This is a genomic window from Klebsiella sp. K-3, from assembly GCF_051207495.1.
Taxonomy (GTDB): domain Bacteria; phylum Pseudomonadota; class Gammaproteobacteria; order Enterobacterales; family Enterobacteriaceae; genus Klebsiella; species Klebsiella aerogenes.
On sequence record NZ_JBPNXF010000007.1, the window covers coordinates 15,645 to 29,037 of the forward strand.

15 protein-coding genes and 1 pseudogene are annotated in these 13,393 nt (G+C 49.9%); 6 read left to right on the forward strand and 10 right to left on the reverse strand.

What is annotated here, in order from left to right; all coding sequences use genetic code 11:
- Positions 1–3: 3 nt before the first annotated feature.
- The gene (locus ACSEMK_RS12395; RefSeq protein ID WP_316424057.1) at positions 4–438 is read right to left on the reverse strand and encodes a DMT family transporter; all 435 of its coding nucleotides are present in this window, start codon (positions 436–438) and stop codon (positions 4–6) included.
- Positions 439–537: 99 nt separating this feature from the next.
- Between ACSEMK_RS12395 and ACSEMK_RS12400 the strand changes: the two genes are divergently transcribed.
- Entirely contained in the window at positions 538–1,488 is a 951-nt protein-coding gene (locus ACSEMK_RS12400) for a LysR family transcriptional regulator (RefSeq protein ID WP_316424058.1), read from the forward strand.
- Positions 1,489–1,654: 166 nt separating this feature from the next.
- Here the strand turns inward: ACSEMK_RS12400 and ACSEMK_RS12405 are convergent, their stop codons facing one another.
- From ACSEMK_RS12405 to ACSEMK_RS12435, 7 genes are all read right to left on the reverse strand, one after another.
- A complete protein-coding gene (locus tag ACSEMK_RS12405) occupies positions 1,655–2,761 on the reverse strand; it encodes a PTS fructose transporter subunit IIC (RefSeq protein ID WP_411325022.1) in 1,107 nt (368 codons plus the stop codon).
- Between the two features lie 43 nt (positions 2,762–2,804).
- Positions 2,805–3,116, reverse strand: a complete 312-nt coding sequence (locus ACSEMK_RS12410; protein ID WP_001028229.1) for a PTS fructose transporter subunit IIB — start codon at positions 3,114–3,116, stop codon at positions 2,805–2,807.
- 55 nt (positions 3,117–3,171) lie between these two features.
- Positions 3,172–3,636, reverse strand: coding sequence for a PTS sugar transporter subunit IIA (locus ACSEMK_RS12415; RefSeq protein WP_213316254.1), 465 nt, complete (start codon positions 3,634–3,636; stop codon positions 3,172–3,174).
- A gap of 266 nt (positions 3,637–3,902) precedes the next feature.
- Positions 3,903–4,580, reverse strand: coding sequence for a D-allulose 6-phosphate 3-epimerase (alsE, locus tag ACSEMK_RS12420; RefSeq protein ID WP_213316255.1), 678 nt, complete (start codon positions 4,578–4,580; stop codon positions 3,903–3,905).
- 21 nt (positions 4,581–4,601) lie between these two features.
- Positions 4,602–5,864 carry a PTS ascorbate transporter subunit IIC gene (locus ACSEMK_RS12425; RefSeq protein ID WP_087859398.1) on the reverse strand — a complete coding sequence of 421 codons (1,263 nt, stop codon included), beginning with the start codon at positions 5,862–5,864 and terminating at the stop codon, positions 4,602–4,604.
- Positions 5,865–5,895: 31 nt separating this feature from the next.
- Complete coding sequence (locus ACSEMK_RS12430) at positions 5,896–6,162, reverse strand: PTS sugar transporter subunit IIB (protein WP_087859397.1); 267 nt, start codon at positions 6,160–6,162, stop codon at positions 5,896–5,898.
- Between the two features lie 10 nt (positions 6,163–6,172).
- Positions 6,173–6,613 (reverse strand): PTS sugar transporter subunit IIA, encoded by a 441-nt coding sequence (locus tag ACSEMK_RS12435; RefSeq protein WP_020078611.1) that lies wholly within the window; start codon positions 6,611–6,613, stop codon positions 6,173–6,175.
- A gap of 222 nt (positions 6,614–6,835) precedes the next feature.
- Between ACSEMK_RS12435 and ACSEMK_RS12440 the strand changes: the two genes are divergently transcribed.
- On the forward strand, positions 6,836–7,888 hold the full coding sequence (locus ACSEMK_RS12440) for a LacI family DNA-binding transcriptional regulator (protein WP_015366285.1): 1,053 nt from the start codon (positions 6,836–6,838) through the stop codon (positions 7,886–7,888).
- Between the two features lie 51 nt (positions 7,889–7,939).
- On the opposite strand, the gene ACSEMK_RS12445 is transcribed toward ACSEMK_RS12440, so the two are convergent.
- Positions 7,940–8,764 carry a LysR substrate-binding domain-containing protein gene (locus ACSEMK_RS12445; RefSeq protein WP_430914485.1) on the reverse strand — a complete coding sequence of 275 codons (825 nt, stop codon included), beginning with the start codon at positions 8,762–8,764 and terminating at the stop codon, positions 7,940–7,942.
- Positions 8,765–9,033: 269 nt separating this feature from the next.
- On the opposite strand from ACSEMK_RS12445, the gene ACSEMK_RS12450 reads away from it, so the two are divergent.
- The 4 genes from ACSEMK_RS12450 to ACSEMK_RS12465 all read left to right on the forward strand — a co-directional run bounded on the left by ACSEMK_RS12450 (position 9,034) and on the right by ACSEMK_RS12465 (position 13,032).
- Positions 9,034–10,182, forward strand: a complete 1,149-nt coding sequence (locus ACSEMK_RS12450) for an iron-containing alcohol dehydrogenase (protein WP_430914486.1) — start codon at positions 9,034–9,036, stop codon at positions 10,180–10,182.
- Between the two features lie 72 nt (positions 10,183–10,254).
- Positions 10,255–11,082: an SDR family oxidoreductase gene (locus ACSEMK_RS12455; RefSeq protein WP_411325028.1), complete on the forward strand. Its 828-nt coding sequence runs from the start codon at positions 10,255–10,257 to the stop codon at positions 11,080–11,082.
- Positions 11,083–11,416: 334 nt separating this feature from the next.
- Positions 11,417–12,028 (forward strand): ArdC-like ssDNA-binding domain-containing protein, encoded by a 612-nt coding sequence (locus ACSEMK_RS12460; RefSeq protein WP_430914487.1) that lies wholly within the window; start codon positions 11,417–11,419, stop codon positions 12,026–12,028.
- Between the two features lie 5 nt (positions 12,029–12,033).
- Positions 12,034–13,032: a TraI domain-containing protein gene (locus tag ACSEMK_RS12465; RefSeq protein WP_430914488.1), complete on the forward strand. Its 999-nt coding sequence runs from the start codon at positions 12,034–12,036 to the stop codon at positions 13,030–13,032.
- Here ACSEMK_RS12465 and ACSEMK_RS12470 read toward each other — a convergent pair.
- Positions 13,016–13,210 (reverse strand): annotated as a pseudogene (locus ACSEMK_RS12470) (Arm DNA-binding domain-containing protein); the annotation flags it as partial. The gene ACSEMK_RS12465 and the pseudogene ACSEMK_RS12470 overlap by 17 nt on opposite strands.
- Between the last annotated feature and the right edge of the window lie 183 nt (positions 13,211–13,393).

Sequence of the window (13,393 nt, forward strand, 5' to 3'; positions counted from 1 at the left end):
CACTTATCCTCTGGCAACCAGAATTAATGCAGCGATGATAAAAATAAGGGCAATAATTCGCTTACTGTCTATTTTTCTGGGGGGTGTACCGAGTAAACCAAAATGGTCTATTATCAGGCTCTTAAATACCTGACCAGCTAAGATACCGATCATCGTCATCGCTATCCCAATGACTGGCGTGGCCACGGTCAGAATAACGACATAAACTGGCCCGAGTACGCCACCAAGTAGCTGCCACCCAGGCAAAGAGAAAAATGACGGGCTATTGCGTGGGCTGAAAAAAAGCATCAGCAGGAAAGTCAGTGCAGCGCCTACGCCAAATATGCTGAACGTTGCCCATAAATCACCAACCTCCCCCCCTAGCGGCCCCAGTAAGCCTGCCTCGACTGACAGCCCCATACCGCCAGCGATAACTAACAAAATCAGTACCAATTGCATAGCAAACAATCTCCAGATGTGCAGGCGATGAAGACTACGCCTGAACATGAATGAGAAAAATGCCATAATGCAATAAACACCTGTGCAGGAATTGCATTAATGTATGATTTAAGCAATATCAATATTCGATCGCTCTTCATTTTCATTGCAGTGTATGAAGTGCAGAACTTTTCCACTGTGGCTCGTCGCGAAGGCATTTCTGCCTCTCAGGTTTCACGCGTCATTCATCAGCTAGAAGATGCGGTCGGTCAGCAACTTTTCTATCGCAATACGCGCGCCATTATTCCGACAGAGAACGGTCATATTTTTATCCGTTATGTTCGGGCGGTTACCAGTAGCCTGGACGCTGCCCGACGGGAACTCAATGAAAGGACGCTTGAGCCTTCCGGGCTAATACGCATAAATGCTCCCGTTTTTTTTGGGCAAAAGCATGTCGCCCCCAAATTGGCGGGGCTGACGGAACGTTACCCACGCCTCAGTATTGAGCTGACGTTAACTGATGATTACATTGACCCTCATAAAGATGCTGCTGATGTCATTTTTCGTATCGGTGAGCTTACTGACTCATCTTTTCATGCACGCATTTTTGGACAGCAGTGCTATCGCCTGGCAGCATCACCGGCTTATCTTCAAAAGTATGGCGTACCTGATAACCCGGCGGATTTAAGCCGACATAAGTGTCTCGTTTACCGTGGTTCATCCGGGCCGAATCGCTGGCTGTTGCGTCGAAAAGGTGGGGAGTGGATACACTATCCGGTCTCTGCGTTGATGTCTTCTAATAATGCCGAGACTTTACTTATTGCAGCATTGGGCGGTATGGGAATAGTCCTTTTTCCGGACTGGTTGATTGGCGAAACGCTACAGAGCGGCGAGCTTATTGAATTAATGCCGGATATGGAAACGGCGATTAAGACCGAGCCACAAAATATTGCTGCTATTTATCCACATACTCGTCATCCAACGTTAAACGTCAGGGCCGTAATTGATTATTACGTAGAAGCATTCGGTTCGCCGCTATACTGGCAGCTAAGCGATACTCTTTCTAAGTAATTGTGATGATATGCCTGTAAGAAATGGGTCACCCTGGCGACCCATTTCTTACTCGTGACGATTAAAAGAGAATGCAGCAAATAGTATATAACGCGATAATAATATTCTATTATCACAATTCATTGTGAGCGCGACATCATGTTACTGCATACCATTATGTATATACTTAACTAATTTTAATGTCATCGAAGTTGATATCTTCCTCTTCTTGATCATTGTTTATAACAACATCGCGAGGTACATCTTTTTTGATGACAGCATAGACGGTTGCTGTGACTAATATATTAACTATCAAAGCCATAATACCCGCCATGGGGTTTGACATTGTTGGCAGCATCAATACACCACCAAAAGGTACAGTTGCATCTGCGCCATATACCATGGTGATTGCACCGCCACAAGCACCGCCGATTGCCGCTGCTGCAATACCGCGAACGATATCATTCATCACTATAGGTATAGCTCCTTCAACAATATTCACTACCCCCATAGGAACCGCCGATTTTAGCATTTCGATTTCTTCGTTATTATAAATGTTTTTGCGAAACAGTTTGGCGATAAAAAATGCCAGTCCAAAACCGATGGGTGTTGCTGTGTTAACTAACTGCAGGGCCGTAACTGGCTCATTTATACCCTGTGCCTGGAGAGTTAAGACGAATGCGAAGCACGTCTTATTGATCGGCCCACCAAAGTCAACGATACACAACGCCCCAATAACAGCACCTAATAGTAAATTAGATGAAGTACCCATACTTCTCAGGAACGATGTGAGGGCATCGGTAAAAATACCAACAGGCGTGCCGATGATATAGACCATGAGCAGAGCACTGAAAATGGACGCAAAAAAAGGCACAATCAATGTAGGCATTAAACCCCGGGCCCAGCCAGGAACCTTTACATTTTTAATGATAGCAATAGCAATATACCCGGAAATGTAGCCACCGATCATGCCACCGATAAAACCCGCACCAATAGCATTAGCTGCCAGACCGACAACAAAACCAGGGGCAATACCCGGCTTACCCGCGATTGAACCGGAAATTCCGATAGCAATAACGACGGGCAATAGTCCGAGCGCCTTAGCCCCCATTGTTGCAAAGGCCTGCCACAGATCAAATTGACCCGATACTAAAGTGTCCTGAACCGTCCCCCCAAAACCCATACCGATGGCAATAATAAACCCAGCACCACAGACAATCGGAATCAAGAATGAGATGGCAGTCAGCAGATGACCTTTAGGGTTTGCTGCTTTCCATATTTCTTTTATATTCATAAATTACGCCCTTTAATTTATATAGGATACGCATGGGTAAGTGTTATGAATTGACTAATTCACCAAGTTTTTCGATAAGCTTATTTGGTGATTTAACCGCCATTTCCGTTGGTACTTTGACGACTTTCTTGCCGGCAAACCTTTCTTCACCGGAAACTTTAACATCGGCGGCTAACAGGACGATGTCGGCTTGGGCAATTTCTTCAGCGGTCAAGGCATTCTCGATACCTATAGTGCCTTGCGTTTCAATTTTGACATTGTGCCCGGCTTTTTTTGCTGCTATTTCAATTTTCTTTTGCGCAATATAAGTGTGTGCAATGCCTACAGTGCAAGCGGTAATCCCAACAATATTCATCACTACTCTCCAGGAGTTGATTATTTACGATGCTATGATAGATATGATAATTAAATTAAGCGCTGGCGCCTTCAGCGTTTAAAAGATCAATGATTTTCTGAGGAGAATCTTCCATCAGTAATTTGTCCACTATCTCTTCATCGGCAAGTGAACCTGAAACCTGCGATAACAATCGGATGTGGGTGGCATTTTGGTCGACCAGGCATACGGCAAACAAAATAATACAGCGAACGTCGCTACCATCCATAGTTTCCCAGGGGATATGATGTTGGGTTCGTCCAATGGCCAATGCCGTACGGACTACTCCTGAGGATTTACCGTGCGGGATCGCAATATGATTTTCGAACCCAGTAGAGCCCTGCTCCTCACGTAACCAGACATCTTTCAGAAAAACATCTTTATTAATAACTGCGCCATCATGCACTAATAAGTCAGTTAATTCTTCAATTGCTTCTTCTTTACTTTTAGCCATCATGTTCAATTTGATATTTCTTACATTCAGCACACTCGAAATGTCCATAAGTCACCTTCGTTAATGTAAATAAATGATCATCAGTAATCAGCAATACCGGCTTCTACCACCACGCAGTCTGCCAAAGCCGCCGGGGCCCACAGCATCAATAGAAAGCATTCGCAAGCGTGCGATGAGTCGTCACGAACTCCAGATATAAAAGGGTTACAGCGCTCTCAACCATATAAATCTAACGCGAAGGCAAAGAGACAGACCGGTTAAATAGACTCTTTGCACTGCACAATGGCTCAATACGGCTGAGCGCGCTGCAATTTTCAGGCAGCGACTTCGCGCTGATATATATCGACCATTTTATCCCATGCATCGCTGACGTTATCCGCCAGGGAGAACAGGCCCGAGGTTCCCACAATAAAGACGTCAACGCCCGACCGGGAGATAACATTGAAGGTTTTCTCGTTACAGGAGCCGTCAATTTCGGTCAGATAGTGGTAACCATGCGCTTCGCGCATCGCAATTAGTTGTTTAATTTTATTGAGCGATTCCGGGATAAACTTCTGGCCTGCGTAGCCTGGGTCAACCGACATAACGGTCACTTTATCCAGCAGGTGCGCGTACTCTTTAATAGCCTCCGCCGGAGTCGCCGGGTTCAACACCACACCGCAGCGACGACCCGCATCTTTAATCTGGTTCAACAGCCGGAATATTTTGTTATTCGCCGTCTCAGGATGGAAACTGATAATATCGGCCCCGGCATCAATACACATTGGAATAATATCTTCCGGGTGATTCACCATCAGATGTACGTCGATCGGCACATCGGTAATTTTTTTCAGGTTTTCGATAAAAAACGGAGATAGCGTAATATTCTTCACATAGTTACCGTCCATTATATCGACGTGGTAAAAATCAGCCCTACCGTTCATTGCCGTAATTTGCTCTCTGAACTGCGTTAAATCCATACACATTAACGAGGGCGAAAATTTAGCTGCCATACCTCACCTCTATAAAATTAGTTAGTTAAACAGTGACACGACATGCCCAAGAATGATGCCAACAACGCCAAAGTCCGCATCGCCAAAGGTGGTGGATGCAAAACCAAGGTCGCCCATCAGAGGCAGCAAAATCGCGGGCAAAAAAGAAATCAACAGACCGTGAGCGAATGCCCCCACCACCGCGCCGCGACGACCGCCGCAGATGTTGCCGTAAACGCCCGCCGTCGCGCCGCAGAAGAAGTGCGGCACCAGGCCGGGAACAATGACGCTTAAACCAAGCAGTGGGCAGAGGAACATACTCACCAGACCAGCGGCAAAACTTGACAGGAAGCCGACTATCACCGCGTTCGGGGCGAACGGAAAGACGGTTGGACAGTCGAGCGCCGGTTTAGCGTCTTTCACCAGCTTGTCGGCGATGCCTTTAAAGGCCGGAACAATTTCGGCAATAATCATGCGAACACCCGCAAGGATGATCCACACGCCTGCCGCGAAGGTCAGCGACTGGATAATGGCGAAGATGATAAAGTTCTGACCACCGCTGATGCTGGTCTCAACAAACGCTTTGCCTGCGACCAGTACCAGAATCAGGAACAGGATCATCATCGTCAATGAGATGGCCACCGAGGAGTCACGCAGGAAGTTCAGCGTTTTCGGCACCTTCAGCTCTTCAATCGACGGGCTGCCTTTACCGATCGCTTTTCCCACCAGCGCCGACAGCAGATACCCGGTTGAACCAAAGTGGCCCAGCGCCAGGTCATCAGTGCCGGTAATTTTGCGGGTAAATGGCTGCAGAATAGCCGGAGAGACCACCATCATGATGCCGAGGATCACCGCCCCCACCAGTACCACCCAGAACGGCGACAGACCACCGACAGAGAGGATGACGGCCAGCATCGCCGACATATACAGCGTGTGGTGGCCCGTCAGGAAGATGTATTTCAGCGGCGTAATTCGGGCAAGGACAATGTTAAACAACATCCCCAGCACCATGATCATGGCTGTCGCGGTACCATAGTTTTTCTGCGCCAGCGCCGCCATGGCGTCAGTATTGGGGACAACACCCTGAATATGGAAGGAGTGCTCAAACAGCTGGCTAAACGTCGTTAACGTCGTGGCGACAATCGCCGCCCCGGATGTTAATATCACAAACCCCATAATGGTTTTGAGGGTTCCGGAAATAACGTCGGAAACTGCTTTTTTCTGCAATAATAAGCCGATCAGGGAAAACAGACCGACCAGTATTGCTGGTGTGCCCAACACATCATGAATAATAAACTGCAGCATAGAATGACTCCGTAAGGCCGCAAATAATTAATCAGAGATTCTCGGAAAGAATTTCTTTTATTTTATTGTTATCCAGCAGGTTAGATAAACCAAAAACCTGCGCAGAATGGCTGGACAGATGTTCAGCTATATCCCTGGCGCTAAGAATAATATCGGCAGTTTCGCTTTTTGCCGAAGTCAGATCGGTATGGGAAACCTCTGCTTCTTTATTCAGCTCTTTAATAATTTTTTTTACATTCATTTCAACGATAAAGCTACTACCTAAACCGTTACCGCAAACAATCAGAACCTTTTTCATCTCTACCTCACTATCCATTGATAACGGCTTGAATTTTCGTCATTGATGAGGCTTTCAGCAGTGCTGAGAGTCGTTCATCATCGCTAAAAATGTCCGCCAGGGCTGTAATCATATTGATGTGTTCATCTCCCGAAAGCGCACACAGCATAATCACGACGTAAATAGGGTCATTCTCTTCCGAGCCAAAAGAAACGCCTTTTTTAATATGCAAAAGCGATAAACCATTTTTAATTGCACCTTGCTCCGGGCGAGCATGAGGCATCGCCAGACCAGGCGCTAAAACATAATAAGGACCAAGTTTTTCATGGCTGTTAAAAATGGCCTGAATATAATCTTCAGTAATCGCCTCTTTCGCCAATAAGGGTTGAGCCGATAACGTAATTGCCTGTTTCCAGTCACTGACTGAATCCACAATCTGGATATTTTCCGTTGGTAACCAGGTCGTGATCATAAATTCCCCGATAGCATTGAAAGTGAGCCTACTATAGTGGAATCTCTTCGCGGCTTACCGTGATCTTCATCTCAAAGTTAGCGCTAACACGGCAATAATGTTAAAATTCTTGTTACCGCTAACTTTGTTATCCATACTTATCATTACTTTGCAGTTGGGCAATGCGCAAAATGCCAAACATCATTTACAATGGCTGCCCAGTCAGGCGAAAGGAGGACACCAGTGCAGACGTTAGAAGCGGACGATAGCGCGAGAGAAAAACGCAGGAAAAACACCGGTAAAATTACGCTTGCTGAAGTGGCAAAACTGGTCGGCGTGAGCACGATGACCGTGTCACGCGCGTTACGCATGCCTGAAAAAGTGAATCCTGAACTGCGTACACGCATTGAAGCCGCAGTAAGCGAGCTGGGCTATGTGCCAAATCTGCAGGCCCGCAACCTTGCCTCTGCTGACTCCAGTCTGGTGATGGGCGTGGTTCCCTCTTTTTCCTCCCCGGGCTTTCTTGCCGTCTCCGAAACACTACAGACCGTGCTCACGACCCAGGGCTATAGCATGATGTTTATCGAGTCCGGTCAGGGTGGACAGAGTGAAGAAAAAGCTTTTGCGCAAATGCTCGCTTACAACCCGGCTGCGATTGTTCAATTCAATATTGATAACATCAGCAGTTGTTCGCAAATGATAAGTAACACCGGCGTGCCGGTGGTTGAGATTGGCGCCATCAATCGCGATGCGAGCTGGGTCAGCATTGGCGTTGACTATGCTGCTGCCATCAAAAAACTGGTCACATCGCTTGTACAGACCGGATATAAAAATATCGGCCTGCTTTGCACGGCTTCCAATAACATTATGTTTCGCCAGGTACTAAGCGGTTGGAACAGCGCGATGCTCTCCGTTAACCACTCCCCGCATCGCGTGGTGACCTCTCACCTGCCGGCAGGCATTACGACCGGCCTGAACCTGCTCGGCGATATTCGTATCACCTGGCCTGAGCTTGATGCGCTGATTTGCACATCCGATGAAATCGCCTGCGGTTGCATTATGGCCTGCCATGGCGCGGGGCAAAAAGTGCCCGACTCTCTGGCACTGGCAAGCCTGAGCGGGGGGACTCTTGCCGCCGTTTGCTCACCGGCGCTGACTGCCGTCGAATTCCCCTGGAGTGAAACGGGAACCCTCGCAGGACAAACATTGCTTGAGCTACTGGCGGGTAATTCGACGGATAAATTCATTGAATTACCCTCAGCGTTACAAGTTCGCGCCAGCACCAGAAAGCAGTAGTGTTGGCGACATATTTATTGATTTGTTATCCCGCCGAATACGGCAGGATAACTATGAGTAACTGGTTGTCCCCTGAATATGCGCAAGGCTGATTTCCTCTGCTGATAACACTACGTCCTGCCTGTTGGCTAAGCGTTCAATCGCAAGGTCGATAAAGCGGCGCACCCTGAGCGGTTGTGCGACGCGACTTCCGTAATACAAAAATAAGCTGTGTATATCGGCAATAGTCTCAGGTAACAACGGAACAAGCTGGCCCGTCCGGATATATTGTGCCGCCGTCAGCCCGGCCAGTTGCGCAATGACCTCTCCCATCAATACAGCATGTAACTCCAGCATCTCATCATTGGTCGACATGGCAGGGTTAACATGATGATCCTGCACATTGTCCCCGGACTTCACTGTCCAGGGGATCAGGCGCCCGGTTGCGGCATGGCGAAACACGCTACACCGGTGGGCGCTGAGATCGTGCAGCGTTTTCGGTACGCCATATTTACGCAAATAGGCTGGCGAAGCACAAATGATCAACTGTAGGGGGAACAAGCGACGGGCAATCAGCCCTTCCTGCGGCGAAACGCTGATACGAAAACCGACATCCACTCGCTTCTCAACCCAGTTAATTATCCCGTCATCAAGTTGCACATCGGGCTGAACTTCCGGGTAGAGTCGGCTGTATTCAATCAGCACGGGCTTAATAACCTGCTGAACAACTGAACGCGGACCGACGATACGCAACGGTCCGGCAAACTCCTCGCGCGTCTGTTGCACCGTCGCCAGCGCCTGTTGCAGCCCCATTAATGCAGGTTTTGCCGCTTCAAAGAAACGTTGTCCCTCCTCCGTTAATGACATATTTCGCGTGGTACGGTGGAACAACCTCACCCCCAGATGCGTTTCCAGTTGTTTTAAGGCTTTGCTCGCCGCCTGGGTGATATCTGCTGAGCATCTGCGGCTTTACTCAGGCTTCCCAGCTCAACCGTACGGACAAACGTCGTCATAGAGCGCAATTCATTAATCATGGTCGCTTCCACTTATTTACATCATTTAGTTGTAACTGATTCATCCAGTTACCGTCTAGTTGGTTGTAAATCATTTTCTTATAGTAGTGGCACTTCGCAAATATCAGGACTTAATTTCAGAGAGGCAGTGAGATGGATAACTTCAGTTTTTATAATCCGACCCGTATTGAGTTCGGCTCAGACAAAGAAAAGCTTATTGGCCAGATTCTGGCTGAACATAACGTCAAAAATGTCCTGCTGGCTTACGGCAGCGAGCGCATCAAACACGATGGCTTGTTTGCGACGATTAGCCAGAGCCTGACGCAGCATGGGATCCGCTATGTTGAGTTTGGCGGCATTGTCAGTAACCCGTTACTCTCTAAGGTTCGGGAAGGTATTCAGGCGGCGCGGGAACATCAGGTTGATGCGGTGTTGAGCGTGGGCGGCGGCTCGGTGCTTGATAGCGCCAAATCCATTGCGGCAGGTACCCTGTATGAGGGGGATGTCTGGGATCTGTTTATTGGTAAAGGGCAGATCAATGCGGCGTTACCGGTGTTTTCGATTATGACGCTTGCGGCAACCGGCAGCGAAATGAACAGCGGCGCCGTCATCACCAATGACGTCACCCGGGAGAAGTTTGCTCTTCACTCTGTACATACATTTCCGAAGGTCTCTGTCGTCAATCCGGCGCTGATGCAGACTGTTTCCCGTGATTATCTGGTCTATTCCGCCGCCGACATTATCGCCCATTCGATTGAAGGCTATTTCACCGCAGCGGTACAACCAAAAATCCAGTCGCGTCTGGTTGAGTCAGTGATTGCCACGGTACTGGAAACAACAGAAATGTTGTTAAAAGATCCGGGAGATTACAACGCCCGCGCCGAATTTGCCTGGGCGTCCACGCTGGCGCTAAATGGGCTGACTTATGCCGGGACCTCGGGCTTCAGCTACCCTAACCACATGATTGAACACTCACTTTCCGCGCTGTTTAACGTCCCGCACGGGGCGGGATTGTCGGTGGTCATGCCTGCGCGGATGAAGTGGTATCACAGCCAAAACCCGACACAGTTTGCGCGCTTTGCCCGGACGCTATTTGGTAAAGGAACCGCAGAAGAAGGCATTGCCGCGCTCGAAGCGTGGTTCGATAAAATTGGCACACCAACCCGTCTGTCGCAGTTAGGCATTACAGAGGCCGATATGCCAGCCATACTGGAAAACCTGAAAGGAAATACCCGCTGGTTTGGCCTGGCGGAGACCTATACTCAGGAAACACTGACCACCATTCTTAAACTGGCGTTATAACACGAAACCGCAAAGGTGTGCGCTGGCGAAAGAGCACGGCGCACATTCGCCCATGACATTGAGGTATTTTGCATGAAAGAAGTCATTGTTGTTATTGGCAGTGGGGCCATTGCCCAGGCGATTGCGCGAAGAGTCGGCGTGGGTAAGCATATTTTGCTGGCAGATATCAAATCCGAAAATACCCAGCAAGCTGAAAACACCCTGACCCGCGCAGGTTTCACGGTCAGTACCGCAATTGTCGATATCGCTTGCCGAAAATCCATACAGGATTTAGTCGAAATAGCGACCCGACATGGCGAAATTAAAGGGGTAATCAACACGGCGGGCTTATCCCCTTCACAGGCCAAAGCACAGGATATTCTGCGTGTGGATCTGTATGGCACTGCGGTGGTATTTGAAGAGTTCGGAAAAGTCATTGCACCGGGTGGCTCCGCCGTGGTGATTGGCTCTCAGTCCAGCCACCGCCTGAATATTGATGCGCTTTCACAGGCACAGGCTGATGCGCTGGCAACCCTGTCACCGGAGGCATTGCTGGAACTGCCGCTGGTTAAAGAAATTGATGACAGCCTGTACGCCTATCAAATCTCTAAACGCGGGAATGCGCTGCGGGTGGTGGCCGAGGCCGTAAAATGGGGAAAACGCGGGGCTCGCATCAACTGTATCAGCGCGGGGATTGTTTTCACCCCTCTGGCCTACGATGAACTGACCAGCGCTGAACGTGGCGATTTTTACCGAAACATGCTTGAAAAGTCACCTGCCGGGCGAGGCGGAACGCCGGATGAGATTGGCGCGTTAGCCGAGTTTCTGTTCGGGCCAGCGGGAACGTACATCAGCGGCAGCGATATTCTGATTGATGGCGGCGTGACGGCCTCTTATAAGTACGGAGAGCTCCGCCCCTGAATCGTTTTTGTTTACATAAAAAACTTCATTCTAAGTGGCCGAACGGGGCATCGCGGGATGTTTCGTTCGGCCATCAACTGCCGCGACCGTCTGCTTATTCGTAGTAGAAATCTTTTCATCGCTGTTTCAATTCTTTGTTCCCCTGTCCGCCACTCCGCCAGACACTTTCCCTGTTTCAGGCTGATCCGATCAGCGCCCGCAGCCAGAACCGACAGGCTGCACACCATTACGGTGCGGTTCATAACCTGCGTTCATCAGAGCGCGGAATCTTCCCTTTGCCGGGGTTCTCTCCGGTTGGGGAAGAACACCGGCTTCTTTCCATGAGGATAGCGATATGGACAGAAGCAACAATATTTACCAGAAAGTGACGGATGAAATTATCGAGGCACTACAACAGGGATGTCCGCCCTGGGTACGCCCCTGGCGGGATGGTGAACCGGTGTTCCCGATTAACGCCGCTTCCGGTCGGGCCTATCACGGCATCAACGTGCCGCTTTTATGGCGCAGCGCCGACAAAAACGGCTATGAAAATGATCGCTGGCTGACCTTCCACCAGGCCATTGAAGCAGGCGGTAATGTCCGCAAGGGTGAGAAATCCTCGCTGGCGGTGCTGTATCTGCCGCAGGAAAAAGAGGTGCTGGACAGCAACGGTGCGCCCGTAGCGGATAAAGATGGCAACCCGCAGGTTCGCCATTTTGCGCTCGTACGGGAGTTCCGGTTGTTTAACGTGGCACAGTGTGAAGGACTGCCTACCGCCTTTTTCGAGCCGATAGCCCAGGTTGATGCGCCACAGGAGACGGCAGAAGCGATCAGGCGATACTCCGGGGTGCCGGTTATCCACCGCCGCCAGCAGCGGGCATATTACTATCCTTCGCGGGATATTGTCGTGCTGCCGCATCCGGAACAGTTCGAGAGTCAGGCGCACCAGAATTACCTTACCGGCTGAGATATTTGCCGGGGCGGGATTATCATCTGCATCCCGTCGCCGCCGGATGCCTGCTCCCTTCTCTCCTGCCGGAGGCGGTTTTACGCTGGCTGGCGGAATCGCCAGATCTGTTCGCCGCTTTTCTTTATGCGCTCACCGGGCATCCCGATAAATCAGGGGCCATTGGCGAACTGGTACAACAGGCTGACTGCGCCTCGGTCTCCGCCAGCCTGGGCGGCGATATCAACACCGCACTGAACCAGCCTCGCCCTGCTCTGCCGCAGCAGTGCCTTATCGGGATCCGCTGGTTATTGCAGCATGAGCTGGCGCTCAACCGTCAGGCGTGCGGTTCCGATGGCTGGCTTACCGATGACGCCTTATGGCTGGTGAGCAAGACCTGCGCCGATAAGCTAAGAGCCTGGCTACTGCAACATGGGGTGAATGGCGTACCGGATAACAATAGCCGACTGTTTGACGAACTACTGGCGCAACGGTTGCTGCTGCCAAACGGCGATCGAGCCATCTGGCGCTGTGATATACGTGATGCCACTGGCTGGACGCCAGGCACGCCGCTGACGCTACTGAAACTGTCTCCCGCCACCCTCTGGCCGGACGTCTCGCTGCGACCTCACGTCTTTCAGGGGGAAGTCATCCCGGAAATGGTGTCCGGCAATACGAATGGAAATGCTGACGCTGATTGCGAACCGCTCCCGCAAAAAGCGCCAGCAATACCGGAACAGGGGGAAAATGTGACAACGGAGAATCCCTTTTTCGCCTGGCTCAAAGCTGGGATCGCCACCGGCTCGCTTACACTGAATGCTGCTCGTTCACTGGCGCATCTTGTGGACGGTAAGCTGTTTCTGGTGTCACCGGGCATTTTTAAGCAGTACCACAAAGAAACCCGTGGCGATGCGGGCGATAAATGGACACAGACGCAAAAAGACTTTCAGAAACTCAAACTTCACCTGCGCGGTGAGGACGGTATCAATATCTGGAACTGTACGGTAAAGCTTCAACAAGGTTAATTCCTTCAGGGCCATACCGCCCGATAGTCAGCGTTTCACGGCGGTTATTGATTCGGTAATCGTACCGGAATGTCACCGAACCCGCAGGCGTAACCAAAACATACAGACCATCACGATCTGCAATTTTGTAGTTTTTCTCTCTGGCTTTCAGATGCTTAAGCTTAGTATCAGTCAGCATGACGGTATCCTCTGCTCAAATCTACCGTCATTTCGGGGAAGCTGTGACGGTATAATCCGCAATTTACCGCAACCGCTTTTTGTTGAATACGTCAAAAATACCGTCAGAAAAGTGATGCTTTCTGCTGTGGCGGGAGATGGTCAGAATGAGAGACTGGCGCTGTAAGCCGCGCCAGCTCTGTGT